At 69.4% G+C, this 23,619-nt stretch carries 27 protein-coding genes, 1 tRNA gene and 1 riboswitch; of the genes, 15 read left to right on the forward strand and 13 right to left on the reverse strand.

The annotated features are described in order from the left end of the window. Nucleotides 1-46: 46 nt before the first annotated feature. Nucleotides 47-253: riboswitch (cobalamin riboswitch) on the reverse strand. Nucleotides 254-273: 20 nt separating this feature from the next. The 7 genes from coaD to BRX43_RS02795 all read right to left on the reverse strand — a co-directional run bounded on the left by coaD (nt 274) and on the right by BRX43_RS02795 (nt 6,714). Beyond that, nucleotides 274-783 carry a pantetheine-phosphate adenylyltransferase gene (coaD, locus tag BRX43_RS02765; RefSeq protein WP_125993310.1) on the reverse strand — a complete coding sequence of 170 codons (510 nt, stop codon included), beginning with the start codon at nt 781-783 and terminating at the stop codon, nt 274-276. Further along, nucleotides 780-1,679: a polyprenyl synthetase family protein gene (locus BRX43_RS02770; protein ID WP_125993311.1), complete on the reverse strand. Its 900-nt coding sequence runs from the start codon at nt 1,677-1,679 to the stop codon at nt 780-782. The genes coaD and BRX43_RS02770 overlap by 4 nt, the downstream gene beginning before the upstream one ends. Nucleotides 1,680-1,686: 7 nt before the next feature. Then, on the reverse strand, nt 1,687-1,950 hold the full coding sequence (locus tag BRX43_RS02775; protein ID WP_125993312.1) for an exodeoxyribonuclease VII small subunit: 264 nt from the start codon (nt 1,948-1,950) through the stop codon (nt 1,687-1,689). A gap of 68 nt (nt 1,951-2,018) precedes the next feature. After that, on the reverse strand, nt 2,019-2,219 hold the full coding sequence (locus tag BRX43_RS02780; RefSeq protein WP_125993313.1) for a hypothetical protein: 201 nt from the start codon (nt 2,217-2,219) through the stop codon (nt 2,019-2,021). Nucleotides 2,220-2,268: 49 nt separating this feature from the next. After that, on the reverse strand, nt 2,269-3,969 hold the full coding sequence (locus BRX43_RS02785; RefSeq protein WP_164523504.1) for a diguanylate cyclase: 1,701 nt from the start codon (nt 3,967-3,969) through the stop codon (nt 2,269-2,271). Nucleotides 3,970-4,066: 97 nt separating this feature from the next. After that, nucleotides 4,067-6,388, reverse strand: a complete 2,322-nt coding sequence (gene clpA, locus BRX43_RS02790) for an ATP-dependent Clp protease ATP-binding subunit ClpA (RefSeq protein ID WP_125993315.1) — start codon at nt 6,386-6,388, stop codon at nt 4,067-4,069. A 134-nt stretch (nt 6,389-6,522) separates the two neighbouring features. After that, entirely contained in the window at nt 6,523-6,714 is a 192-nt protein-coding gene (locus BRX43_RS02795; RefSeq protein ID WP_125993316.1) for a DUF1192 domain-containing protein, read from the reverse strand. A gap of 74 nt (nt 6,715-6,788) precedes the next feature. Between BRX43_RS02795 and BRX43_RS02800 the strand changes: the two genes are divergently transcribed. Beyond that, a complete protein-coding gene (locus tag BRX43_RS02800) occupies nt 6,789-7,793 on the forward strand; it encodes an NAD(P)H-quinone oxidoreductase (RefSeq protein ID WP_206433077.1) in 1,005 nt (334 codons plus the stop codon). 87 nt (nt 7,794-7,880) lie between these two features. On the opposite strand, the gene BRX43_RS02805 is transcribed toward BRX43_RS02800, so the two are convergent. Then, entirely contained in the window at nt 7,881-8,141 is a 261-nt protein-coding gene (locus tag BRX43_RS02805) for a hypothetical protein (protein WP_125993317.1), read from the reverse strand. Nucleotides 8,142-8,325: 184 nt separating this feature from the next. Between BRX43_RS02805 and BRX43_RS02810 the strand changes: the two genes are divergently transcribed. The 5 genes from BRX43_RS02810 (at nt 8,326) to hisD (ending at nt 12,644) form a co-directional block, all read left to right on the forward strand. After that, the gene (locus BRX43_RS02810; RefSeq protein ID WP_125993318.1) at nt 8,326-9,006 is read left to right on the forward strand and encodes a DUF1013 domain-containing protein; all 681 of its coding nucleotides are present in this window, start codon (nt 8,326-8,328) and stop codon (nt 9,004-9,006) included. An 83-nt stretch (nt 9,007-9,089) separates the two neighbouring features. Beyond that, the gene (locus tag BRX43_RS02815; RefSeq protein WP_125993319.1) at nt 9,090-9,956 is read left to right on the forward strand and encodes a dienelactone hydrolase family protein; all 867 of its coding nucleotides are present in this window, start codon (nt 9,090-9,092) and stop codon (nt 9,954-9,956) included. A gap of 45 nt (nt 9,957-10,001) precedes the next feature. Beyond that, complete coding sequence (locus BRX43_RS02820) at nt 10,002-10,664, forward strand: glutathione S-transferase family protein (protein ID WP_125993320.1); 663 nt, start codon at nt 10,002-10,004, stop codon at nt 10,662-10,664. Between the two features lie 10 nt (nt 10,665-10,674). Beyond that, the gene (gene hisG, locus BRX43_RS02825) at nt 10,675-11,352 is read left to right on the forward strand and encodes an ATP phosphoribosyltransferase (RefSeq protein ID WP_125993321.1); all 678 of its coding nucleotides are present in this window, start codon (nt 10,675-10,677) and stop codon (nt 11,350-11,352) included. Then, complete coding sequence (hisD, locus tag BRX43_RS02830; RefSeq protein ID WP_125993322.1) at nt 11,349-12,644, forward strand: histidinol dehydrogenase; 1,296 nt, start codon at nt 11,349-11,351, stop codon at nt 12,642-12,644. The genes hisG and hisD overlap by 4 nt, the downstream gene beginning before the upstream one ends. A 66-nt stretch (nt 12,645-12,710) precedes the next feature. Here hisD and BRX43_RS02835 read toward each other — a convergent pair. Then, nucleotides 12,711-12,795 (reverse strand) — tRNA-Leu (locus tag BRX43_RS02835). A 53-nt stretch (nt 12,796-12,848) separates the two neighbouring features. Then, the gene (locus BRX43_RS02840; protein ID WP_125993323.1) at nt 12,849-14,357 is read right to left on the reverse strand and encodes a YifB family Mg chelatase-like AAA ATPase; all 1,509 of its coding nucleotides are present in this window, start codon (nt 14,355-14,357) and stop codon (nt 12,849-12,851) included. Nucleotides 14,358-14,526: 169 nt separating this feature from the next. Between BRX43_RS02840 and BRX43_RS02845 the strand changes: the two genes are divergently transcribed. From BRX43_RS02845 to dapE, 8 genes are all read left to right on the forward strand, one after another. After that, nucleotides 14,527-14,823, forward strand: a complete 297-nt coding sequence (locus BRX43_RS02845; RefSeq protein ID WP_206433078.1) for a hypothetical protein — start codon at nt 14,527-14,529, stop codon at nt 14,821-14,823. A gap of 90 nt (nt 14,824-14,913) precedes the next feature. Further along, nucleotides 14,914-15,048, forward strand: a complete 135-nt coding sequence (gene rpmH, locus BRX43_RS02850) for a 50S ribosomal protein L34 (protein WP_028056723.1) — start codon at nt 14,914-14,916, stop codon at nt 15,046-15,048. A gap of 98 nt (nt 15,049-15,146) precedes the next feature. Further along, nucleotides 15,147-15,464 (forward strand): ribonuclease P protein component, encoded by a 318-nt coding sequence (gene rnpA / locus BRX43_RS02855; RefSeq protein WP_125993324.1) that lies wholly within the window; start codon nt 15,147-15,149, stop codon nt 15,462-15,464. A 68-nt stretch (nt 15,465-15,532) separates the two neighbouring features. Continuing rightward, nucleotides 15,533-15,727, forward strand: coding sequence for a membrane protein insertion efficiency factor YidD (yidD, locus tag BRX43_RS02860; protein WP_206433092.1), 195 nt, complete (start codon nt 15,533-15,535; stop codon nt 15,725-15,727). Nucleotides 15,728-15,749: 22 nt separating this feature from the next. Next, a complete protein-coding gene (yidC, locus tag BRX43_RS02865) occupies nt 15,750-17,450 on the forward strand; it encodes a membrane protein insertase YidC (RefSeq protein WP_125993326.1) in 1,701 nt (566 codons plus the stop codon). After that, nucleotides 17,447-18,085: a ribosome biogenesis GTP-binding protein YihA/YsxC gene (gene yihA / locus BRX43_RS02870; protein WP_125993327.1), complete on the forward strand. Its 639-nt coding sequence runs from the start codon at nt 17,447-17,449 to the stop codon at nt 18,083-18,085. The genes yidC and yihA overlap by 4 nt, the downstream gene beginning before the upstream one ends. A gap of 60 nt (nt 18,086-18,145) precedes the next feature. Further along, complete coding sequence (locus BRX43_RS02875; protein ID WP_125993328.1) at nt 18,146-18,814, forward strand: glutathione S-transferase family protein; 669 nt, start codon at nt 18,146-18,148, stop codon at nt 18,812-18,814. Between the two features lie 258 nt (nt 18,815-19,072). Next, on the forward strand, nt 19,073-20,215 hold the full coding sequence (dapE, locus tag BRX43_RS02880) for a succinyl-diaminopimelate desuccinylase (protein WP_125993329.1): 1,143 nt from the start codon (nt 19,073-19,075) through the stop codon (nt 20,213-20,215). Here the strand turns inward: dapE and BRX43_RS02885 are convergent. The 3 genes from BRX43_RS02885 to BRX43_RS02895 form a co-directional block, all read right to left on the reverse strand. After that, the gene (locus BRX43_RS02885) at nt 20,193-20,729 is read right to left on the reverse strand and encodes a Smr/MutS family protein (protein ID WP_164523511.1); all 537 of its coding nucleotides are present in this window, start codon (nt 20,727-20,729) and stop codon (nt 20,193-20,195) included. The genes dapE and BRX43_RS02885 overlap by 23 nt on opposite strands. Before the next feature lie 25 nt (nt 20,730-20,754). Further along, on the reverse strand, nt 20,755-22,047 hold the full coding sequence (locus tag BRX43_RS02890; protein WP_346962843.1) for a murein transglycosylase A: 1,293 nt from the start codon (nt 22,045-22,047) through the stop codon (nt 20,755-20,757). A 255-nt stretch (nt 22,048-22,302) separates the two neighbouring features. Continuing rightward, entirely contained in the window at nt 22,303-22,947 is a 645-nt protein-coding gene (locus BRX43_RS02895) for a Tim44/TimA family putative adaptor protein (protein WP_164523512.1), read from the reverse strand. Nucleotides 22,948-23,111: 164 nt separating this feature from the next. Here BRX43_RS02895 and secB point away from each other — a divergent pair, with 164 nt between their 5' ends. Then, nucleotides 23,112-23,612, forward strand: coding sequence for a protein-export chaperone SecB (secB, locus tag BRX43_RS02900; protein ID WP_125993331.1), 501 nt, complete (start codon nt 23,112-23,114; stop codon nt 23,610-23,612). Nucleotides 23,613-23,619: the final 7 nt, after the last annotated feature.

Below are 23,619 nucleotides of genomic sequence, written 5' to 3' on the forward strand. Positions count from 1 at the left end.
CGCTCGAGGAAAATCGCCTCGTCCGCCCCGGTGCTCCCGCCGGCGCGATGGATCGACCGTGACGGGCAGGTCTCCTGGCTTCCGGGTCATCGCCGCCGCCCCGCCTTCCCGGACCGTCTCTGGGTCCAGTGGCCTGTTGGGGCGGCCGCTCGCCGGTCACAGTTGCGGGGACAGCGCCGGGATCGTGGACAAACCACTCACCGGCTTCCCTTTTGATCCCCGGTCAGGGGGAACCCGTCACGGCGGCGCGGTTAGCCGCCGGCGCGGGCCCGGTCAATCAGCCTGGCGGCCGCGGCCCAGCGCCGCGACGCGCGCGACCAGGTCCCGGCACACATCGGGGGGCACGAATTTCGACACGTCGCCGCCGAACAGCGCGATTTCCTTGACCAGCCGCGACGCGATCGGCTGCAACGCGACATCGGCCATCAGGAAGACGGTCTCGACATGGCGGTTGAGCTGCTGGTTCATGCCCGCCATCTGATATTCATATTCGAAATCGGCCACGGCGCGCAGGCCCCGCACGATTACGCTCGCCCCCTCGCGCACGGCGAAGTCCATCAGCAGCGAATCGAACGGCACCACGTCGATCGCGCCGCCGATCGTCGCCACCTCGCGCCGCACCGCCGCCATCCGTTCGTCGAGCGAGAACATGGGCGACTTGGAGGCATTGGTCGTCACCCCCACCACCAGCCGGTCGACCAGCTTCGCGCCGCGCCGGATGATGTCCATATGGCCGAGCGTGACGGGGTCGAAGGTGCCGGGATAGACGCCGATCCGGGTCACCGGTCGCGCTCCACCACATAGCGGGCGATGGCGCGCAGCAGGTCCGCCTCCGCGCCATAGCCGCGCAGATGCTGCACGGCCTGGTCGACCAGCATCCCGCACTGCGCGCGGGCGCGCTCGACGCCGAGCAGCGACAGGAACGTCTCCTTGCCCGCCTCGCCGTCCTTGCGCAGCTTCTTGCCGGCCAGTTCCTCGTCGCCCTCGGCATCGAGCAGGTCGTCGGCGATCTGGAAGGCGAGGCCCAGGTCGTGGGCATAGCCGCGCAGAGACACGCGTCCCTCGGGTGGCACCCGGCCCAGGATCGCGCCCGCCTCCACCGCCGCGCAGATCAGCGCGCCGGTCTTCATCTGCTGGAGCCGGGTGACGGTGCCGAGGTCGAAGCGCGCCTTTTCCGCCTCCAGGTCCATCATCTGCCCGCCCGCCATGCCGCCGGGGCCGGCGGCGCGCGCCAGGTCGAGCACCAGTTCGGAGCGCACGAACGGATCGGGATGCGTGTCCGCATCGGCCAGCACCTCGAAGGCCAGCGCATGGAGGCAGTCGCCCGCCAGGATCGCGGTCGCCTCGCCATAGACCTTGTGCGCGGTCGGCTTGCCCCGGCGCATGTCGTCATCGTCCATCGCGGGCAGATCGTCATGGATCAGCGAATAGACATGGATCGCCTCGATCGCGGTGCCGACCAGCACGGCGCAGGCGCGATCGACGCCGAACAGGTCGGCGGTCGCGATGGTCAACAGCGGCCGCAGCCGCTTGCCGCCGCCGATCGCGGCATGGCGCATGCAGCGATAGAGGTCGGCGCGTGGATCGTCGGGGATGGCGAGCAGCGTGTCGAACCGGGCATCGACCGCCTCGGCGACCAGCGAGATCGCATCGGGCAGCGACGCGGGCAGAGCGGGCATCGGCGCCTCAGCCCGCGGCGAAGGGGCGCGTGCCGGCGGGCTTGCCGTCCGCGTCCAGCCGGATCGCCTCGATCCGCGCCTGCGCCGCATCGAGCCGCTCGGCGCAGCGGGCGCGCAGCCGGTCGCCGCGCTCGTACAGGCGGATCGACTCGTCCAGCGTCGCGTCGCCGCTTTCCAGGCGGCCGACGATCCGCTCCAATTCCTTCAGCGCGGCTTCGAACGACAGATCCTCGACCGGCGTTTCGGGGGCGGATGGGGCGGGTATGTCCATGATTGTTCCTATGCGACACGGGCTTGGCGCAGGCAAGACGTGCCAGGCACCGGCCGGGCGCGGCAGGCTCAGCCGATCGGCCGCGCGCTCCAGGTGTAGAGCAGGGAGACGCCGACCAGCCCCAGCTCGACCGCCGCCTGGAAGCGGCGCGGCGCGGGATCCCCCGTCCGATGGGTCAGGAACCGGATATCGGCGGTCGGATGCCGCGCCGCCATCGCCAGCATCGCGCCGGTCGCGACCATCGCCAACAAGATCCGTCGGTTGCGCATGATCCCCCCTCGCCCGGATGCTAGGCGGGCCGGCGTCCGTCGACAAGCCTCATGCCGCCGCCACCAGCGGCACGCCGATCCTCACCCGGTTTCGGCCGGCCGCCTTGGCGTCGTAGAGCGCGCGGTCGGCGGCGCGGTACATGGCCTGCCACGCGCGCTCGCTGACCATCGGCCCGGTGCAGGCGCCGAGGCTGCATGTCACGGTCAGGTCGAACGGCATCCGCACGGAGCGCAGCGCCTTGTGGATGGCCGGGGGACTCATCGCCGCCGGCGCGGGCATCAGAAGCGCGAACTCCTCGCCCCCCAGCCGCGCCACCAGGGCATTGGCGGGCGCGACCGTGCGCAGACCCTGGGCGAAGTGGCACAGCACCTCATCGCCGCTGTCATGCCCGACCTGGTCGTTGATCGCCTTGAAATGATCGATGTCGATCAGGATCAGCAGCTGGTCCGTTTCCCGACCGATCGCGCGGGCCAGGAAGGCGCGGCGGTTGAGCAGGCCGGTCAGCGGGTCGATATCCGCCAGCATCCTGGCCGCCATCTCCCGCGCCCGCGCCTCGTCCCGCTCGAAACCCAGCCGGTGGATCCGCCAGACGATGCCGACCGCCGCGACCAGGACCTCGATCGTCATCATCCCGATCGTCACCAAGTCATAGATATTGCTGCCGCGCATCAGCCCCAGCGACACCATCGTGCGGAAACCGACCAGCAGGATCGGCAGCCCCCAGGCGGCGGCGAACAGTGTCATCCCCCGCTCCCGCCGGGCACTCGCGCGCAGGAAGACGGCCGGCACGATCGCGATCACCAGGATGTAGAGGCACCCGTCGATGTCATCGAGCATCGTCGCGGCATTCGGCGAAAGCAGCAGGGTCGCGATCGTGCTGAGGCTCAGCGCCGCGATCGCCGCATCGCTCATCCGGCGCAGCCGGGGCGTGAAGATGGTCAGTGGGAAGAAGCTGCGCCCGAACAGCAGCACCAGGATCGTGCCGCTTCCGAACAGCAAGGTCGCGGCCTGCTGGCGAAGGTGGATGTCCAGAGCCGGGTAGAGGATCGTCATCGCGCCCGACGACACGAACAGAAAGGCGAGCAGGACGACAACCATGCCGACATAGATCAAGATAAAGCGGGCGCGCAGCGCCACGTACAGGGCCAGATGCCCGACGATCAACGCCAGCGCGATGCCGGCGCACAAGGCATAGACGATGCACAGGGCGAGCGTCCGCTGTTGCAGCGTCGTGAGGTCCAGCACTTCCGCCCCCGGCATCACGCCCCGGACGGTGGTGAGCTGCCGTACCCGCCACAACAGCCGCACCGGCGCGGCGTTGCGCACCGGAACCCGCAGGACATAGCGCCCCCCGACGCCCATGTAGCGCGGGGCTTCGTCATGGGTGAAGCCGACCTCGCGGATCGCCCCGTCGGCATAGCGGATGAACAGCCTGACATCGACCGACCAATTGCTGGTGAATCGCACCACATAGGGTTGGCCGGGCCGCAGCCGCAGCGGCGGCGACAACAGCCAGGCCGCGCCCGATGGAAAACCGCGTTGCCGGACCCGGCAGTCGAAGCGCCCGGTCGCGTCGAACATCGCTGGGGCATCGTCGCTCGGCTGCGCGGCCACGATGCAGGGACGGAACTGTCCGGAATCGGCCCGCCCCGGCAGGATCAGGCCAATCGTCGTCGCCAGCGCCGCGATCAGCACCAACGTTCGAACCAGGAACACGCCATCGAGACGTTTGATCGAGGCAAGCACCATGTCGGCTTTATAGCCGAAACGGTGGCGTTTAACGATATTGGCGGCGAAATATCCTATACCGGATACTCCGCTGCCAAACATCCCTGTTTACCGGAGCTTACTCGGCTCCGACCGCCGGTTCGGTCTTGCCGCCCTTGCGGCGCGGCTTGCGCGGGGCGGCGGGTTCGATGCCGAAGGACAGCGCGCCGTCCTTCATGCGCACCGTCACCTCGCCACCATGGACCAGCTTGCCGAACAGCAGCTCCTCCGCCAGCGGCTGCTTGATCTTCTCCTGGATCAAACGGCCCATCGGGCGGGCGCCATAGAGCTTGTCATAGCCCTTCTCGGTCAGCCAGTTCTTGGCGGCATCGTCCAGGTTGATGTGGACGTTGCGGTCCGCCAGCTGGAGTTCGAGCTGCAGGATGAACTTGTCGACGACGCGCGCCACCACCTCGGTCGGCAGATAGCCGAAGGGCACGATCGCATCGAGCCGGTTGCGGAACTCCGGCGAGAACATCTTCTGCACCGCCTGCTCGTCCTCACCCTCGCGGGTGAGCATCCCGAAGCCCAACGTCTCGCGCGCCATGTCCGCCGCGCCCGCATTGGTCGTCATGATCAGGATGACGTTGCGGAAATCGACGGTCTTGCCGTGCTGATCGGTCAGGCGGCCGTTATCCATCACCTGCAACAGGATGTTGAACAGGTCGGGATGCGCCTTCTCGATCTCGTCGAGCAGCAGCACGCAATGCGGGTTCTGGTCGACCGCATCGGTCAGCAGCCCGCCCTGGTCGAAGCCGACATAGCCCGGCGGCGCACCGATCAGCCGGCTGACCGAATGCCGCTCCATATATTCGGACATGTCGAACCGCTGGAGCGGGATGCCCATGATGGTCGACAGCTGCTTGGCCACCTCGGTCTTGCCGACGCCGGTCGGGCCGGTGAACAGATAGTTGCCGATCGGCTTTTCCGGATCGCGCAGGCCCGCCCGCGACAGCTTGATCGCCGAGGCCAGCTTCTCGATCGCGCTGTTCTGCCCGAACACCACCCGCTTCAGGTCGGTCTCCAGCGACTCCAACGCCTTCTTGTCATCGGTGCTGACGCTCTTGGGCGGGATGCGCGCCATGGTGGCGATCACCGCCTCGATCTCGCGCGAGGTGATCGTCTTCTTGCGCTTGGCGGGGGGCACCAGCATCTGCATCGCGCCCACCTCGTCGATCACGTCGATCGCCTTGTCGGGCAGCTTGCGGTCGTTGATGTAGCGCGCCGACAGCTCGACCGCCGACTTGATCGCATCGGGCGTGTACTTGACCGAATGATGCTCCTCGAAGGCGGAACGCAGGCCCGCCAGGATCTTGATCGTGTCCTCGATCGTCGGCTCGTTGACGTCGATCTTCTGGAACCGGCGCAGCAGCGCGCGGTCCTTCTCGAAATGGTTGCGGAACTCCTTGTACGTCGTGGAGCCGATGCAGCGGATCGTGCCGCCCGACAGGGCTGGCTTGAGCAGGTTGGACGCGTCCATCGCGCCGCCGCTGGTCGCGCCCGCGCCGATCACGGTGTGAATCTCGTCGATGAACAGCACCGCGTGCGGCAGCTTCTCCAGCTCGTTGACGACCGCCTTCAGCCGCTCCTCGAAATCCCCGCGATAGCGGGTGCCGGCGAGCAGCGCGCCCATGTCGAGCGAATAGATCACCGCCTCGCGCAGCACGTCGGGCACCTCCCCCTCGACGATCTTGCGCGCCAGTCCCTCGGCGATGGCGGTCTTGCCGACGCCGGGATCACCGACATAGAGCGGATTGTTCTTCGAGCGGCGGCACAGGATCTGGATCGTGCGATCCACCTCCGGCCCGCGACCGATCAGCGGATCGACCTTGCCACCCTTCGCCTTCTCGTTGAGATCGACGGTGAACTGCTTGAGCGCGCTTTCCGTCTTGCCCTTCTCCTGTCCCTTGGCGGGTTTTTCCTCCTCGGCGCCCTTGGGCGTGGAGGCCTCGGTCGCGGCGCTACCCTTGCCGACGCCGTGGCTGATGAAGCTGACCGCGTCCAGCCGGCTCATATCCTGCTGCTGCAGGAAGTAGACGGCATAGGATTCGCGTTCGCTGAACAGCGCGACCAGCACGTTCGCGCCCGTCACCTCGTCGCGCCCCGACGATTGCACATGCAGGATCGCGCGCTGCACCACCCGCTGGAAGCCGCTGGTCGGCGACGGGTCGGTGGCGGCATCGACCTTGAGCGCGTCCAGCTCGGTGTCGAGATAGTGGGCGACCGTGGTCTTCAGCTCGCCCAGGTCGACATGGCACGCGGTCATCACCTTGGACCCGTGCTCGTCGTCGATCAGCGCGAGGAGCAGATGCTCCAGCGTCGCATATTCGTGACGGCGCGAGGAGGCGGCTTCGAGCGCCTTGTGCAGCGTGGTCTCAAGCGCGGGGGCGAAGGATGGCATTCAGGATACTCCGTGCGGGCCATGTGGCGACACGACCCGGTCCCAACCTATGTCGTGTCGGTACCCCGCCGCATCAAGCGGTGCCGAAACGCTCCTGCCGGTCGCATGTTGCGGGACAGGAACCACAACGCGTTTCACCGGAATAGCGCATCCGCACTTGCGCGATGGTTAACGGCGTGGGCGATTCGGGCGCGGCACCGGGCGATTTCGCCTTCTAGCGCGGTGATGCGCGATTCCAGCTCGGCGACGGACAGCGCGTCGATATCCTCGCGGACCAGCGCGTCGACCCGGTCGCCGGGTCGGGGTAGGGAGTCGTCGATCTCCATGGGATGCAGCGTTGACCGGACCCGCGCCGCTGTCAATAAGGCGCGCTTCCGACCTTCTTGCAGGATGCGACCGAATGAGCGCTGTGCCCGACGTCATGCGGTGCATCGACCCCGAAGCCGCCGGGGGCCCCGAGGTGCTGCGCGTCACCCGGCGCCCCGTGCCGGTCGCGGGGCCGGGCGAGGTGCTGGTCCGAGTCGCCGCCGCCGGGGTGAACCGCCCCGACGTGATGCAGCGCCAGGGCCAATATCCGCCGCCGCCGGGCGCGCCGAGCATCCTGGGGCTGGAGATCGCGGGCACGATCGTCGCGGTCGGGCCCGACACGGACGGCGCGATCGAGGGCCAGCCGGTCTGCGCGCTGATCGCGGGCGGCGGCTATGCCGAATATGTCGCGGTGCCGTTCGGCCAGTGCCTGCCCGTGCCGGCCGCGCTGTCGATGGTCGAGGCGGCGGCGATTCCCGAGACGCTGTTCACCGTGTGGACCAATTTGTTCGAGCGCGGTTATGCCAGCGAGGGCGACGCGGTGCTGGTCCATGGCGGCACCAGCGGCATCGGCACGATGGCGATCCTGCTGGGCAAGCTGTTCGGCCTGACCGTGATCGTCACCGCCGGCAGCGCGGCGAAATGCGCCGCCGCGCGCGACCTGGGCGCGGCCCATGCGATCGATTACCGCAGCGAGGATTTCGTCGAGCGGGTCAAGGACATCACGGCCGGCCGCGGCGTCGCGGTGGTGCTCGATATGGTCGGCGGCGATTATGTGCCGCGCAACCTGAAATGCCTGGCCGAGGATGGCCGCCACGTCTCCATCGCGGTGCAGCGCGGCGCGGAGGCCACGGTGCCGCTGTTCGAGATCATGCGCCGCCGCCTGACGCTCACCGGATCGACGCTGCGCGCCCGCGATGCCGAGTTCAAGGCGATGGTGGCGGACGAACTGGCCCGCCATGTTTGGCCGCAGGTCGAGGCGGGGGCGCTAAAGCCGGTGATCGACCGCACCTTCCCGCTCGCCGACGCCGCCGAGGCGCATCGGCGGATGGAGGGCGGCGACCATATCGGCAAGATCGTGCTGACCATCGGCGACTAGGGTCGAACCTGCGCCTCAAAGACGCACCGCGTCGCAACGCCATCGGTGCGGGCGCAGCGACGCGATCCAGCGCTGCGCATGACGCCCTTATTTGCTGTCCGGCGTGTCCCTGCCGGCGGTGGCGAGCAGCACGCCCGCGCCGATCGCGGCGAGCAGCCCCAGATTGATGATCGCGCCCGATGCCGCGCCATGGCCGGCGCGGTTCGATCGATGGGTGGGCGTGACCGCCCGGTCGCCTTTCGGCGCCAGCGATAGCCGGGCGGCCGGCGCGCGATCCGTCGCCAGCGCCGGCGTCGCCATCAATCCCGCTGCCGCGACCAATGCGAAGATGCCCCCCGTTCGTCCCATGTCCGTCCCCCTGATGATCGCCATACCGTCATCATCAAACTGATCCATGTCAACAATGGCGGTGAGACAAGATGTTTCGTCGCGACACACGCCTTGCCCCGGGCGTGCGATGTCATTAGATGCTGGGGATCATGCGGCCGCTCCGGAAAGGGGCGGCCCTTTTATTTTCTACGGAGTTTCCCCCGTGGCCCAGCCGCTGATGCCCCATGCGACCGCTTCCTGGCTGGTCGACAACACCGCGCTCTCCTTCGAGCAGATCGCCACCTTTTGCGGGCTGCACATCCTGGAGGTGCAGGCGATCGCCGACGATACCGCCGCGACCAAGCTGACCGGCCGCGACCCCGTCCGCGCGCACGAACTGACGCAGGACGAGATCGACAAGGGCCAGGCCAATCCCAGCTACCAGCTGAAGATGACCAAGGGGCCCGAGCAGGTCCGCCGCACCAAGGGCCCGCGCTACACCCCCGTGTCGAAGCGGCAGGACAAGCCGGACGGCATCGCCTGGATCATCCGCAACCATCCGGAGATCTCGGACGGCGCGATCAGCAACCTGATCGGCACCACCCGCACCACCATCGCCGCGATCCGCGATCGCAGCCATTGGAACATCGGCAACATCACCCCCAAGGACCCGGTGACGCTGGGCCTGACCACGCAGCGCGAGCTGGACGCGGCGGTGGCCAAGGCCGGCAAGGCGGCGGGCGCGGACGGCCAGCCGACCGACAACCGGCTGGAGGGCGATCGCGAGGCGCTGATCGCGCAGCTCCAGGCCGAGCGGACGCAGCAGTCGCGCGACACCGATTCCGCCCTGCACGGCGACGATCCGGCCGCCCAGGCCCGCGCACTGTTCGACGACCGCCACTGATCGCGGGCACCCCGGCCAGCCTTCGCGACTGACAGCCGGTTTTGAATGGGTTAGCCTCTCCCGATCGATACGGGAGAGGCAGGATGACCGAGTTTCGCGATCGCGCCGTGGCGCTGTACGACGCCTTCACGCACGAGCATCACGACCGCCGCCGGCTGCTGAAGCAGATGACGCTGCTCGCCGGCTCCACCGCCGCGGCGGAGGCGCTGATCGCCGGCCTGGCCGCCTCGCCCGCCGCCGCCGCGCTGACCGAGGCGACCGATCCGCGCCTCTCCATCACCACCGGCCAGGCGACCTTCGCGGGACAGCCGCTCACCACCTATCGCGCGACGCTGCGCACCCCCAGATCCGGGGGCGGCGTGGTGCTGGTGATCCACGAGAATCGGGGGCTGACCCCGCATATCCGCGACGTCACCCGCCGGCTGGCGCTGGCCGGCTTCACCGCGATCGCGCCCGACTTCCTGTCGGCGCAGGGTGGAACGCCGGCCGACGAGGATGCGGCGCGGACGCTGATCGGCAGCGCGGACTATGACCTGATCCTGGCCCAGGCGGTCGCCCTGATCAAGGCCGAGGCGAAGGGTGGCGCGAAGGTCGGTGCGGTCGGCTTCTGCTGGGGCGGCGCCTTCGTCAACCGGCTGGCGCTGGCGGCCGGGGCACGGTTGCAGGCCGGCGTCGCCTATTACGGTCCCGCCCCCAGCCCCGCCGAGGCCGCCAGGATCCAGACGCCGTTGCTGCTCCATTATGCCGGCAAGGATGCCCGCGTCGCGCAGACCGGCACCCCCTGGGTCGCAGCGCTCAAGCTGGCGAACAAGCCGGTCCAGGCCTTTGTCTATCCGGGCGTCGACCATGCCTTCAACAATGACAGTTCGGCCGAACGCTATGACAAGGCCGCCGCCACCCTGGCCTGGGGTCGCACCCTCGCCTTCCTCCATGCGCGGCTTGACCGATAGGACTCGATGTTCTTTCTTCGTTCCCGTCACGACAGGAGACGAATCATGGCCGCCGATCTGATCTTCTACACCAACCCTATGTCGCGCGGGCGGATCGCCCGCTGGATGCTGGAGGAGGTCGGCGCGCCCTATGACACGGTCCTGCTCGACTATGCGACGACGATGAAGGACGATGCGTATCGCGCGATCAACCCGATGATGAAGGTGCCGGCCATCGTCCATCACGGCCATGTCGTGACCGAGGGGGCGGCGATCTGCGCCTATCTGGCGGAGGCCTTTCCGGAGGCGGGCCTCGCCCCCACCGCCGACGAGCGCGCCGACTATCATCGCTGGATGTTCTTCGCCGCCGGACCGGTCGAGTCGGCGGTGGTCGACAAGGCGATGGGCGTCACTCCCAGCGACCAGCAGCGGCGCATGGCCGGCTATGGCCATTTCGACCTGGCGATGCAGGTGCTGGAACAGGCGGTCGGCCGCCACGATCATATCGCCGGCGACCGGTTCACGGCGGCGGATGTCTATGTCGGCTCGGCCATTCATTTCTACGGCCAGTTCGGCATGTTGCCGAAGAGCGCGCGGTTCGACGCCTATCTCGCCCGCCTCTACGCCCGCCCGGCCTTCCAGCGCGCCGTCGCGATCGACGACGCGCTGCTGGCGCCGAGGCCTGACGCGCCCCTCGAAGCGATTGCACCCGCCCCGCCCGCCGCCTAAAGCCCGCGCCATGCCGCCGCTCGTCATCGCCGTGCCCAAGGGGCGCATCCTGTCCGAAGCGCTGCCGCTTCTCGCCCAGGCCGGAATCCGGCCCGAACCCGCGTTTTCGGACGAGAACAGCCGCGCGCTGCGCTTCGCCACCGACGATCCGGGCATCGCGCTGATCCGCGTGCGCGCCTTCGACGTCGCCACCTTCGTCGCGCATGGCGCGGCGCAGCTCGGCATCGTCGGGTCGGACGTGCTGGCCGAGTTCGACTATTCCGAACTCTATGCGCCGGTCGATCTCGGCATCGGCCATTGCCGCCTGTCGATCGCCGAGCCGGTCGAGATGGCGGCGGGCGACGATCCGCGCGGCTGGAGCCATGTCCGCGTCGCGACCAAATATCCGCACCTCACCCATGCCCATTTCGCCCGGCGCGGCGTGCAGGCCGAATGCGTCAAGCTGAACGGCGCGATGGAGTTGGCCCCGACCCTGGGCCTGGCGCCGCGCATCGTCGACCTCGTCTCCTCCGGGCGGACGCTGAAGGAAAACGGCCTGGTCGAGGTGGAGCGGATCATGGACGTGACCAGCCGGCTGGTCGTCAACCGCGCGGCGATGAAGACCCGCCCCGATGTGGTGCCGCTGGTCGAGGCGTTCCGCCGCGCCGCCGCGCCCGCCACCCCTTCCGACGCGGCGGTGGCGGCATGATCCGGCTCGACACGCGCGACGCCGGCTTCGCCGACGCCTTCGCCGCCCTGGTCGACGAGCGCCGCGAAAGCGCCGCCGATGTCACCCGCGACGTCGCCACCATGCTGCGCGCGGTGAAGGACGAGGGCGCGGCCGCCGTGCGCGCCTTCACCGTCAAGCTCGACCGGCACGACCCGGACGTGACCGGCTGGCGGATCGAGGCGGCGACCTGCGCCGCCGCCTATGCCGCGCTGGAGCCGGAACTGCGCGCCGCGCTCGACCTCGCCGCCGCCCGAATCCGCGCCTATCACGAGAAGCAGCGGCCGCAGGACAGCGACTATACGGATGCCGCAGGCGTGCGGCTCGGCGCGCGCTGGCGGCCGGTCGATGCCGCCGGCCTCTATGTGCCGGGCGGACGCGCCGCCTATCCCTCCTCGCTGCTCATGAACGCGATCCCCGCCAAGGTCGCGGGCGTCGAGCGGCTGGCGATGGTGACGCCGACCCCGGACGGGCAGATCAACCCGCTGGTCCTCGCCGCCGCGCATCTCGCCGGGGTCGACGAGATATGGCGGATCGGCGGGGCGCAGGCCGTCGCCGCGCTCGCGTACGGCGCCGGCCCGATCCGGCCGGTCGATGTGGTGACCGGCCCCGGCAACGCCTGGGTCGCGGAGGCCAAGCGCCAGCTCTACGGCGTGGTCGGCATCGACATGGTCGCCGGCCCCAGCGAGATCGTCGTGGTGGCGGATGCGCGGAACGATCCCGAATGGATCGCCGCCGACCTGCTCAGCCAGGCCGAGCATGACGTGGTGACCCAGTCGATCCTGCTGACCGACGATGGCGACTATGCCGACCGGGTCGCGGCGGCGGTGGAGCGTCAGCTCGACACGCTGGCGACCGGCGCGGTGGCGCGCCAGGCCTGGGAGACGAACGGCGCGATCATCCTGGTCGAGACGCTGGCGGCGGCGATGCCGCTGGTCGACCGCCTCGCGCCCGAGCATCTGCAACTGGCGGTGGACGATCCGCAGGGCCTGTTCGACCAGGTCCGCCATGCCGGCAGCGTGTTCCTGGGCCGCCACACGCCCGAGGCGATCGGCGATTATGTCGCCGGGCCGAACCATGTCCTGCCTACCGGCCGCCGCGCCCGCTTCACCAGCGGCCTGTCGGTGCTGGACTTCATGAAGCGCACCAGCTTCCTGGGCCTGGACGAAAGCGCGCTCGCCGAACTCGGCCCCGCCACGGTCGCGCTGGCGGAAGCGGAGGGCCTGCCCGCCCATGCCCGCTCGGTCGCGCTACGGTTGCGGCTGAACCGCTGATCCCACCGCCGGGCGACGCGGCCGGCTGTTCGCCGATCACGTCGCTTGCGGTTCCGATCTCGGAAGTGGTGCCCCTGGCCGGACTCGAACCAGCACGCCTTGCGGCAACCGATTTTGAGTCGGTCGCGTCTACCAATTTCACCACAGGGGCAGCGGCGGGTTGGCTAGACGAGTGCGCGCCCGGCCGCAAGAGGCATCCGCCGCTCAACTCACCGGCGGACGTCGCCGATAGCTGAGCGCCTCGGCGACATGCACGCGTCCGACCTGCTCCGCGCCGCCCAGATCGGCGATCGTCCGCGCCACGCGCAGGATGCGGGTATAGCCGCGCGCGGTCAGGCGCATGGCGTCGGCCGCCTGGGCCAGCAGCGCGCGCCCCGCCCCGTCCGGCGTCGACCAGCGGTCGAGCAGCGGCCCCTCCGCCTCGGCATTGGTGCGCGCCGCCTCGCCCGCATAGCGGCGGGTCTGCACCCCGCGCGCCGCCGCGACACGGGCGGCGACCTCCGCCGACCCTTCCGCCGGCGGGGGCAGGATCAGATCGGCGGCGCTGACCGCCGCGACATCGACATGCAGGTCGATCCGGTCGAGCAACGGCCCCGACACCTTGGACTGATAGTCGGCGGCACAGCGCGGCGCCCGCGCACAGGCGAGCGACGCATCGCCCAGATGGCCGCAGCGACACGGATTCATCGCGGCGATCAACTGCACCCGCGCCGGGAAGGTGACATGCGCATTGGCGCGCGCGACGCTGACCGTCCCCGTCTCCAGCGGCTGGCGCAGCGAATCGAGCACCGCGCGGTTGAACTCGGGCAGCTCGTCGAGGAACAGCACGCCCAGATGCGCCAGGCTGACTTCGCCCGGCCGCACCTTCAGCCCGCCGCCGGTCAGCGCCGCCATCGACGCGCTGTGATGCGGCGCACGGAAGGGTCGGGTGCGCGTCAGCCGCCCATTGGCCAGCATGCCCGCGACCGACTGGACCATCGACACCTCCAACGCCTCGGCGGCTTCGAGCGGCGGCAGGATGCCGGGCAGGCACGCCGCCATCAGCGACTTGCCCGCGCCCGGCGGGCCGCACATCAGGAGGTTGTGGCTACCGGCGGCGGCGATCTCCAGCGCGCGCTTCGCCGTCTCCTGCCCACGCACCTGGCGTAGATCGGGGCCGGGCGCCCCCGCCTCCACATCGCCCGGACGCGGCGCGGCGAGCAGGCCATGGCCCTTGAAATGGTTGATCAGCGCCAGCAGGTCGGGCGCGGCCACCACCTCGACCGACCCGGCCCAGGCCGCCTCCGACCCTTGCGCGGCGGGGCAGACCAGCCCCAGCTCCGCCTGCCCGGCATGGAGCGCGGCGAGCAGCACGCCCGGTGACGGCGCGATCCGCGCGTCCAGCCCCAGTTCGCCGACCACGACATAGCCGGCGAGCGTCTCGACATCGACCACGCCCATCGCGCCCAGCAGCGCCAGGGCGATCGGCAGGTCGAAATGCGAGCCCTCCTTGGGCAGGTCGGCCGGCGACAGGTTCACCGCGATCCGCTTGGGCGGCAGCGCCAGGCCCAGCGCCGCGATCGCGCCGCGCACCCGCTCGCGGCTTTCCCCCACCGCCTTGTCGCCCAGCCCGACGACGTTGAAGGCGGGCAGGCCGGGGATCAGCTGCACCTGCACCTCGACCGCGCGGGCCTCCAGCCCCAGATACGCCACCGTCCGCACGATCGTCGCCATTCGCCTGCCCCCAAACGCCACCAGCGACTCGTTCCATAGCCGCAACGATGGCGCATGGGACCGGCTTTCCGCAGCCCGCCGCCTTGCCTGGATAATACACGCCGGCTAAGATGCTGGCGTGTCGCGGTTCCGCTTTCCGTTTCGATCCAACGCGCCGCGCTCCCCGATCATGCGTGTCGCGCAACTGGCGCTAGGTAGCCTCCTGATCCTGCTGACGCCGGTGGTGATTCCCCTGCCCGGACCGGCGGGTATCTTCCTGTTCGCCGGCGGCCTGATCCTGATCCTGCGCAATTCGCGACTCGCCCGCTGGCATTTCGTGCGTACCAAGCGACGCTGGCCAAGGTTGGGGCGAATCGTCGACCGGGCGATGCGTCGGCCCAGCACGCTCCGCCGCATCGCGCTGGAGAAGCACAAGGCTTCGGCCCCTACGCAGCCCGAGCCCTGCCCGGCGGTTCGGCCACATTGACTTCGCGTCCGATCCTGCCTATGCGCACCGCCACATGGCCGTCCCGCGTGGCGGCCCTTTCTGTTTTCGATGAATACCGAGGAATGAACGATGAAGCGGACCTTCCAGCCGAGCAACCTGGTGCGTGCGCGCCGTCACGGCTTCCGCGCGCGGATGGCGACGGTCGGCGGCCGTGCGGTGATCCGGGCGCGTCGCGCGCGCGGCCGCAAGAAGCTGTCGGCGTAACAGCCTCTCACGATGGCGTGACCGATTCGGCCCCGTCCCCCGCGGACGGCGGCCCGAATCGCGTTTCTGGACCGGGTCGATCGACCGCGATCGTCCAGATGTGCCTGCGCCGCGATTTTCTGGCGGCGAATGGCGGCAAGCGTGCCCCGATGCCGGGATTCGTCCTGCTGGTCCGCGACCGCCAGGATGGCGACCGCATGATGCGGGTCGGCTATACCGTGACCAAGAAGGTCGGCAACGCCGTCGTCCGCAACCGGATGAAGCGGCGCTTGCGCGAACTGGCGCGCGATCTGCTGCCCGAACATGGGCAGGCCGGGGCCGACCATGTGCTGATCGGCCGCAATGGCGGGATCGAGCGCGACTTCGGTCTGCTCCGCACCGAATTGCACAAAGCGCTGAAAAAGGTGGTCCGGTGAGCGGGCCGGCGGACGACTCGCCCGCATCGACGGACGATCGGCCGCCGCGCTGGCCGGCCCGGCTGCTGATCCTGCTGGCGCGCGGCTGGCAGATCGGCCCATCGGCGGTGATGCCGCCCTCCTGCCGCTATGATCCGTCCTGTTCGGCCTATGCAATCACCGCCCTTCGCCGCTATGGCGCGCTGAAAGGGGGCTGGCTGGCAGCGCGGCGGATCGCCCGCTGCCATCCCTGGGGCGGCTTTGGCCCCGATCCTGTCCCGTAAATGATTGGGAATTGACGACGCCGTGAAAGACGATCGCCAGAATTTCGTGCTGTTCGCGGTCTTCGCGGCGCTGATCCTGTTCGGATGGCCGCTGATCCAGAACAAATTCTTCCCCAGCAACCCGCCCGCGACCAAGATCGTGGACGGCAAGCAGGTGCCGGTGCCCAACCCGGCCGCGGACCCGACCGCCGACGGCCCCGCCGCGACCCGCGACCGTCGCGTGGTGCTGGCCGAAAGCCCGCGCGTGCGGATCGAGACGCCGCGCCTGCGCGGATCGATCAACCTGAAGGGCGCGCGGATCGACGACCTGGTGCTGATCGACTATAAGGAAACCGTTGCCAAGAACGCGCCGCCGATCCGCCTGCTGTCGCCGGCCGGCGCGCCCGACGCCTATTTCGCCGGCTTCGGCTGGCGCGCCGACGGGTTGCAGCCGCCGGCCGCCGACGCGGTCTGGACCGCCTCTGCGCCCGTCCTGTCGCCCGGCAAGCCGGTCAATCTCGACGCCACCGGCCCGGGCGGGCAGCGGTTCCGCCTGACCTTCTCGGTCGACGGCAACTATATGTTCACCGTGCGCCAGACCGTGCTCAACGCCGGCGCGGCCCCGGTCAGCGTCGCGCCCTATGGCTATGTCAACCGGATCGGCGTGTCGAAGGACCCGGACAGCTGGACGATCCATACCGGCCCGATGTCGGTCAATAACGGCTCGGCGAGCTATGGCCCCGACTTCAAGGATCTGGCCAAGGGGCCGAGCCAGTTCAACACGACCGGCGGCTGGCTGGGCTTCACCGATAAATATTGGCTGACCGCGCTGCTGCCCGACCAGTCCTCGACCTTCACCGGCCAGTTCCGCCCCGGCGCGCACGACGCCTTCCAGGCGGATTTCACGGTCAATCCGCGCCGCGTGAGCCCCGGCCAGGCGATCACCCAGACCGCGCGCTTCTTCGCGGGCGCCAAGGAAGTCCGCCTGCTCGACCAATATACCGATCACGAAGGCGCGACGAAGCTCGATTACGCGCTCGACTGGGGCTGGTTCCGCTTCATCGAGAAGCCGATCTTCTATTATCTCGACTGGCTGTTCAGCCATGTCTACAATTTCGGCGTCGCGATCATCCTGCTGACGATCACGATCCGCGCCCTGCTCTTCCCGATCGCGCAGCGCCAGTTCGCCTCCATGGCGGCGGTGCGGGCGATCCAGCCGCGCATGAAGGCGCTGCAGGAGAAGCACAAGGACGACAAGGTCCGCCTCCAGCAGGAGGTGATGGCGCTGTACAAGGCGGAGAAGGTCAATCCGCTGGCCGGCTGCGTGCCGACGCTGATCCAGATCCCGATCTTCTACGCGCTCTACAAGGTGCTGATGCTGACGATCGAGATGCGCCACCAGCCCTTCGTCCTGTGGATCAAGGACCTGTCCGCGCCCGACCCGCTGACCCCGGTCAACCTGTTCGGCCTGCTACCCTTCGTGCCGCCGCACTGGGCCGCGATCGGCGTGGTGCCGATCCTGCTCGGCATCTCCATGTACTTCCAGTTCAAGCTCAATCCGCAGGCGATGGACGAGACCCAGCGCCAGGTCTTCGCCTTCCTGCCCTGGGTGCTGATGTTCGTGATGGCGCCGTTCGCGGTCGGCCTGCAGATCTACTGGATCACGACCAACTGCATCTCGATCCTGCAGCAGCGCCTGCTCTATGCCCGGCATCCGGGCCTCAAGACGCCGGTGGCGAAATGAGCTTCACCGACGAGGATGTCGAGGCGGCGCGCAAGCTGTTCGCCGGCCCGGTCGCCTTCCTGAAATCCGCGCCCAAGCTGGAGCATCTGCCCGCGCCGGACGTGCCCGAGGTGGCGTTCGCCGGCCGGTCGAACGTCGGCAAGTCGTCGCTGCTCAACGCGCTGACCAACCGCAACGGGCTGGCGCGCACGTCGAACACGCCGGGACGGACGCAGGAGCTGAACTTCTTCGACGTCGGGCAACCGCTCGCCTTCCGGCTGGTCGACATGCCCGGCTATGGCTTCGCCAAGGCGCCCAAGGACATGGTCCGCCAATGGCGCTATCTGGTGAACGACTTCCTGCGCGGTCGCGACGTGCTGAAGCGCTGCCTGGTGCTGATCGATTCGCGCCACGGCATCAAGGATGTGGATCGCGAGATCCTGGGGATGCTCGACAAGGCGGCGGTCAGCTATCGGATCGTGCTGACCAAGGCGGACAAGGTGAAGGCCACCGACCTCGCCGCCGTCACCCAGGCGACCGAGGAGGAGGCGCGCAAGCGCCCCGCCGCGCATCCCGATATCATCGCCACCTCCAGCGAGGGCGGCATGGGCATCGCCGAACTGCGCGCGGCGGTGCTGGAGGCGGTGAACGCCTGATCCCGCGACCGGGCGGCGCGCCGGTTGCCGCCACCCGGTCCAGCCGCTAGGCCATTGGCCATGAAGCTCATCATCGGCAACAAGGCCTATTCCTCCTGGTCGCTGCGCGGCTGGCTCGCCTGCAAGCAGGCGGGCCTGCCGTTCGAGGAGGTGGTCGTGCCGCTCTACGACCAGGAATGGGACCGGCGGCGCGAAGGCGACGAATTCGCCCCTTCGTCCGGCAAGGTGCCGATCCTGTGGTGCGGCGACGATACGGTGGTCTGGGACAGCCTGGCGATCATCGACTATCTCGCCGACCGGGTCGGCCGCGCGCGGTTCTGGCCGGAGGATGATTCGGCGCGGGCGATGGCCCGGTCGATGGCGGCGGAGATGCACTCCAGCTACCAGAATCTGCGGCGACAGCATCCGATGAACGTCCGCCAGATCTTCCCGCCCGCAGCCCCCAGCGCCGAGGTGATGGCGGAACTGCAACGGATCATGGGCCTCTGGGCCCAGGCCCGCGCCCGCTATGGCGGCGAGGGCGAATATCTGTTCGGCGATTTCGGCGCGGTCGACATCATGTTCGCGCCGGTCTGCACGCGCATCGTCACCTACCAGCTGCCGATCGCGCGCTTCGCGGCCGGCTATATCCAGTCGGTGATCGGCCATCGCTGGATGCAGGACTGGATCGCGGGCGCGCAGGAGGAGGACTGGATCCTCCAGCAATATGAGCAGCCGGCGGCCGGTTGAAGGTTGAAGCGGAGGCGCAGAGAGGGCGCGTCCAAGACTGACCGTTCCTCCTTCTGTTCCTCGGCGAAGACCGGGGAACAGTTGGGAAGGCGGATATAAGGGAGCGCGGCGCGTCGTCACTCATGTCCCCCAACTGGGTCCCGGCCTTCGCCGGGGTACTTCATCGTGGAAACGGCCGCCCCTTCTCTTCGCCACCGTCGCGCCCACCACCCCACACCGGCGATTGCACGCCAGCGCCAGTTGGGCAAAGGCCGCCCGATGACCATCCCCCCGCCCCTCGACGTCGTCGCCCTCACCCAGGCGCTGCTCCGCGCCGATAGCGTCACGCCCGCGCGTGGAAGCGTGTTCGACGTGCTGGAGGCGGCGCTCACCGCGATCGGCTTCGCGGTCGACCGGTTCACGCTCGGCGAGGTCCCGGACGGACCGGTGGAAAATCTCCTCGCCACACGGGGACAGGACGGGGCCACCGGCGGCCGGCACCTCGCCTTTGCCGGCCATGTCGACGTGGTGCCGCCGGGCGAGGGCTGGACCACGTCGCCCTGGTCCGGGACGGAGCGCGGCGGCCTGCTCTATGGACGCGGCGCGGTCGACATGAAGGGCGCGGTCGCCGCCTTTATCGCTGCCGCCGCCGCGGAGACGGGCGGCGCGCTCAGCCTGATCATCACCGGCGACGAGGAGGGGCCGGCCACCTATGGCACGGTCGCGCTGATCGAGCGGATGGCGGCGCGGGGCATCGCCCCCGACTGGTGCCTGGTCGGCGAGCCGACCTCCACCCGGCACCTCGGCGACATGATGAAGATCGGCCGGCGCGGCTCGGTCAATATCTGGGTGACGGTGCCGGGGCGGCAGGGGCATGTCGCCTATCCGCACCTCGCCGACAATCCGATCCCCAAGCTGATCGCGATGCTGGCCGAGGTGGAGGCGATCGTGCTCGATACCGGCAATCGCTGGTTCCAGCCGTCGAACATCGAAGTGACCGACATCGCGGTCGGCAACCCCGCGCATAATGTCATCCCGGCCAAGGCGGAGGCGCGGCTGTCGATCCGCTTCAACGACGAACAATCGGGCGCGGCGCTGATCGAGCGGATCCGCGCCGTCGCGCAAGGCCATGCGCCGGACGCGATCGTCACCGGCCGGGTCTCCGGCGAGGCGTTCCTCACCGAGCCGGGCGCCCTCTCCGCCGCCGTCGCCGCGGCCGTCGAGGCGCAGACGGGACGGGTGCCCGAGCTGTCGACCACCGGCGGCACCTCCGACGCGCGTTTCCTGTCGCGGCTGTGCCCGACGGTGGAATTCGGCCTGCTCAACGCGACGATGCACAAGGTCGACGAGGCGGTGGCGATCGACGACCTGCGCATGCTGACCGCGATCTACGCCGACCTTATCCGCCGCGCGGCCGCCTGAGCACCAGATAGAGCGCGCCCGCGCCGCCATGGCGCGGATGCGCGCCGCGCACCGCCGCGATCGAATCGCCGTGGCGCGACATGGCGAGCCAGTCGGCGATCGCCGCGCGGATCGCGCCGCGCGCGTGCGGCCGCTCCGATTCCGGGCGCGGCGGCTTGCCGGTCACCAGCAGCAGCACGCGATCGCCGCGCCGGATCGCCCGGTCCAGCCCCTGGTCGAGCAGCGCATGGGCGGAGGCGAGCGTATGGCCGTGCAGGTCGAGCGAGCTGTCGGGAATCACCCCGCCCCGCGCCAGCCTCTTGTCCCAGGAGGCGTCGAGCGTATTGGCCGCCAGCCCATCCTCGCGCCGGGATGGCGCGGTCGCGACGGTGGCGCGCGGCGCGGCGGGCGTACGGACCTTGGGCGTCCCGGGCCGGGGCGGCGGCGCGGGGGCGACGGCCGGCGCGGTGGCGGCGGCGACCGCGCGCACCGGCATCGACGTTGCGACGGCGCGCATCGGCCGCACCGTCGCCATCACCTTGTGCCAGGCGCTGGCTTCCTCAGGGTTGAGGCGTCGCACCCGGCGCGCTCGTCAGGGGATAGGCAGGCGGCGTGGTCGCGGCGGCGGTCAGGCGGGCAAGCGTGCCGACCGGCAACAGCAGCCAGGCGGTGCCCCGCGCCGACATGCCACCGGCGGTCGCCTCCGCGCCCGCGCCCGCACCCCAGAAAGTGTCGAAGCGGTTCGCGCCCTTGATCGCGCCGCCCGTATCCTGCGCGACCCATAGGCCGTTGGCGTCGGCCCGGTCGATCGAGAGGAACAGCGGCGCGCCGAGCGGCACGAACTTGGGGTCGGCGGCGGCGCTCACCTGCCCCGTCACCGCATAGCCCATCGCACCCTGGGGCGGGCCGTCCAGCTCGCGAAAGAAGACGAAGCTCCTGTTCTCGCGCATCAGCGCCGCGCCCTCGGCGGGATGGTCGTGCAGCCAGGCGACGATTCCCTGCATCGAGGCCTGACCCGGTTGCAGCAGCCCGCGCTGGCGCATCAGGCTGCCGATGCCGGTATAGGCGCGGCCGTTCTGCGTGTCATAGCCGATGCGCAGGATGTTGCCGTCGGGCAGGCGCAACCGCCCCGAGCCCTGGATCTGGAGGAAGAACATCTCCACCGGATCGGCGGCCCAGGCGATGACGGGGGCACGGCCGGCCAGTGCGCCCTGTTCGATCTGGGTGCGGTCGTAATAGGGGACCAGCGCAGTGCCCTGCACCCGGCCGCGCACCTTCTTGCCCTTCAGATCGTCGGAGAACTGGCCCAGATCGACATCGATCAGGTCGCTAGGCCGGCCATAGACCGGCACCTCATATCCGGCGCGCCGCTCCAGCGCGCCCCGGATTTCCGGTTCGTAATAGCCGGTGGCGAAGGCGCGGCCGTCGCCGACCTGCACCGCCTCGAACTGGCTGGCGAAGAAGGCGCGGGCATCACCGCCGGCATTGGCGGCGGTGCAGGCGGCCTGCCAGTCGGCCCCACGCGTCAGGCCAGTCGTGTCGGTGCGGCGCATCAGGCCCGGGCAGGATCGCGCAAAGGCCGTGCGGGCGGCCCCGGCCTGCGCATCGGTGATCGGCAGGGTGCCGACCGGCGGTCCGGCGACGATGCCGGCGGCGAGCGCATTGGCGGGGGCTGGCGGCACGACCACCGCCTGGGGCGGGATCGGCGTCGCCGCGACGATGCGGCCATCGGCCTGGCGCACCGCGACGGGACGCTCGTCCCGGACCAGATGATGGGTGGTCGGTTGTGAGGAAGTGGCGGCGGGGCGAGTGGCGGGTACGCTACCGCCGCCTGGCGTCGGCGGCACGATCATGCCTCCGCATCCACTCAGCAAGAAGGCCAGCGCCACTCCACCGATCCACCGCATCCTGGTCCTTCCCCGTGGTCTTAAAACTTCAGGGGGCACTTGCCCCCTTGGTTCCCCGGCGGAAGGCCGGGGCCCAGTCGGAAAGGTCGCTGTAACGAAGCGCATCGCGCCGTCACGATCGTCCCCCAACTGGGCCCCGGCCTTCGCCGGGGAACAGATCAGCTTGGAAGCCACACCACGCCAGCTTCGCCAGCGAAGCCCTTACGCCTCGTCGGTATCGGCCAGCCGCCAGTTCGGGTCCTGGCTTTTCAGCGTCCGGGCGAAGGTCCAGACGTCATGCGTCTCGACCGCATCGGTCAGCGAGCCGGCGACGACCTGCCCCTCGGCATTGCGGGTGATGGCGGCGATGTCGGCATCGAAGCGCACCGTGATCCGTGCCTCGCGGCCCTGCACGCTGGCATCGGCGATGACCGCGCGCTCGATCGTGACCAGCCGGTTGTCCAGCGTCTCGCCCGCCTCGCGGCGCATCGCAATCGCCTCGGCGAAAGCAGCATGGACCGAATCCTCGGTCAGCTCGGACAGCGTCGCCTCGTCGCCCTTCCAAAAGGCCTCGAGGATCATGCGATAGGCGGAGCGCGCGCCGCCCAGGAACTGGCCGACGTCGAAGCCCGGCTCACCCGCGACGATCGCGCGCAGCCCGGCTTCGGCCCGCGGGTCGATATTGCGGTTGGCCAGCTCGCGCGGCTCGGGGGTCACATCGATGGTGCGCGGCGCGGCGGCCACGGCGGGGCGATCCTCGGCGGTGCGCGCCAGGGGCTGCTGTTCATGGCCCGTGCGTTTTCCCAGCACCCCGTAGAGACGGAGCGCGAGAAACGCGGCAATCATCGCGAACACAATTACGTACAGCACCAGGCCTCCGATCTTCCCGCCAACATAGGCGTCTATGCCGCCCGTTACAAATACGCACCCGTTGAATCCGCACCCCCGCGCTGCTAGTTGCGACGGCCGATAGATCGAACGCGCGAACGCGCCGCTCGCTCCCCCTCTCCTATAGATCAAGGGAATAGCAAATGGACCAGGATTACGGCGCGTCGCAGCAGCCGATGGCGAATGGCGCCGACACGGCCCCCGCCGCCGGCATGATCTCGCAGTACATCAAGGATCTGTCGTTCGAGAACCCCAATGCCCCGGCGATCTTCCAGGTGCAGACCCCGCCGGCGATCGACGTGCAGTTCAACATCGGCTCCAGCAAGGTCGCCGACGACGTGCACGAGGTCGTGCTGAAGATCGAGGTCAAGGCCGACAGCGACGGCCAGACCGCCTTCATCGTCGACCTGTCCTATGCCGGCCTGTTCGGCTTCCGCAACGTGCCGGAGGACCAGATCCAGCCGTTCATGCTCGGCGAAGCGCCGCGCCTGCTCTTCCCCTTCGCGCGCCGCGTGCTCGCCGATGCGGTGCGCGACGGCGGCTTCCCGCCGCTGCTGCTCGAGCCGATCGATTTCGGCGCGCTCTACCTGCAGCAGGCGCAGGCCAATGCCGACACCACCGGCGCGACCTTCGGCAACGCCTGATCTTCCC

Source organism: Sphingomonas sp. S-NIH.Pt15_0812 (assembly GCF_003951315.1).
GTDB lineage: Bacteria > Pseudomonadota > Alphaproteobacteria > Sphingomonadales > Sphingomonadaceae > Sphingomonas.

What these genes read in the sequence shown, in the direction of transcription:
- BRX43_RS02785 (WP_164523504.1), bottom strand. Translation starts at nt 3,969, where the DNA reads ATGGTGCTTGCCTCGATCAAACGTCTCGATGGCGTGTTCCTGGTTCGA.
- BRX43_RS02890 (WP_346962843.1), bottom strand. Translation starts at nt 22,047, where the DNA reads ATGATCGTGCCGCCGACGCCAGGCGGCGGTAGCGTACCCGCCACTCGC.
- BRX43_RS02820 (WP_125993320.1), top strand. Translation starts at nt 10,002, where the DNA reads ATGGCCGCCGATCTGATCTTCTACACCAACCCTATGTCGCGCGGGCGG.
- rpmH (WP_028056723.1), top strand. Translation starts at nt 14,914, where the DNA reads ATGAAGCGGACCTTCCAGCCGAGCAACCTGGTGCGTGCGCGCCGTCAC.
- yihA (WP_125993327.1), top strand. Translation starts at nt 17,447, where the DNA reads ATGAGCTTCACCGACGAGGATGTCGAGGCGGCGCGCAAGCTGTTCGCC.
- clpA (WP_125993315.1), bottom strand. Translation starts at nt 6,388, where the DNA reads ATGCCATCCTTCGCCCCCGCGCTTGAGACCACGCTGCACAAGGCGCTC.
- BRX43_RS02795 (WP_125993316.1), bottom strand. Translation starts at nt 6,714, where the DNA reads ATGGAGATCGACGACTCCCTACCCCGACCCGGCGACCGGGTCGACGCG.
- BRX43_RS02770 (WP_125993311.1), bottom strand. Translation starts at nt 1,679, where the DNA reads ATGCCCGCTCTGCCCGCGTCGCTGCCCGATGCGATCTCGCTGGTCGCC.
- BRX43_RS02845 (WP_206433078.1), top strand. Translation starts at nt 14,527, where the DNA reads ATGCGTGTCGCGCAACTGGCGCTAGGTAGCCTCCTGATCCTGCTGACG.
- BRX43_RS02815 (WP_125993319.1), top strand. Translation starts at nt 9,090, where the DNA reads ATGACCGAGTTTCGCGATCGCGCCGTGGCGCTGTACGACGCCTTCACG.
- BRX43_RS02800 (WP_206433077.1), top strand. Translation starts at nt 6,789, where the DNA reads ATGAGCGCTGTGCCCGACGTCATGCGGTGCATCGACCCCGAAGCCGCC.
- hisG (WP_125993321.1), top strand. Translation starts at nt 10,675, where the DNA reads ATGCCGCCGCTCGTCATCGCCGTGCCCAAGGGGCGCATCCTGTCCGAA.
- BRX43_RS02805 (WP_125993317.1), bottom strand. Translation starts at nt 8,141, where the DNA reads ATGGGACGAACGGGGGGCATCTTCGCATTGGTCGCGGCAGCGGGATTG.
- dapE (WP_125993329.1), top strand. Translation starts at nt 19,073, where the DNA reads ATGACCATCCCCCCGCCCCTCGACGTCGTCGCCCTCACCCAGGCGCTG.
- BRX43_RS02840 (WP_125993323.1), bottom strand. Translation starts at nt 14,357, where the DNA reads ATGGCGACGATCGTGCGGACGGTGGCGTATCTGGGGCTGGAGGCCCGC.
- secB (WP_125993331.1), top strand. Translation starts at nt 23,112, where the DNA reads ATGGACCAGGATTACGGCGCGTCGCAGCAGCCGATGGCGAATGGCGCC.
- BRX43_RS02875 (WP_125993328.1), top strand. Translation starts at nt 18,146, where the DNA reads ATGAAGCTCATCATCGGCAACAAGGCCTATTCCTCCTGGTCGCTGCGC.
- BRX43_RS02885 (WP_164523511.1), bottom strand. Translation starts at nt 20,729, where the DNA reads ATGGCGACGGTGCGGCCGATGCGCGCCGTCGCAACGTCGATGCCGGTG.
- BRX43_RS02780 (WP_125993313.1), bottom strand. Translation starts at nt 2,219, where the DNA reads ATGCGCAACCGACGGATCTTGTTGGCGATGGTCGCGACCGGCGCGATG.
- hisD (WP_125993322.1), top strand. Translation starts at nt 11,349, where the DNA reads ATGATCCGGCTCGACACGCGCGACGCCGGCTTCGCCGACGCCTTCGCC.
- BRX43_RS02775 (WP_125993312.1), bottom strand. Translation starts at nt 1,950, where the DNA reads ATGGACATACCCGCCCCATCCGCCCCCGAAACGCCGGTCGAGGATCTG.
- rnpA (WP_125993324.1), top strand. Translation starts at nt 15,147, where the DNA reads ATGTGCCTGCGCCGCGATTTTCTGGCGGCGAATGGCGGCAAGCGTGCC.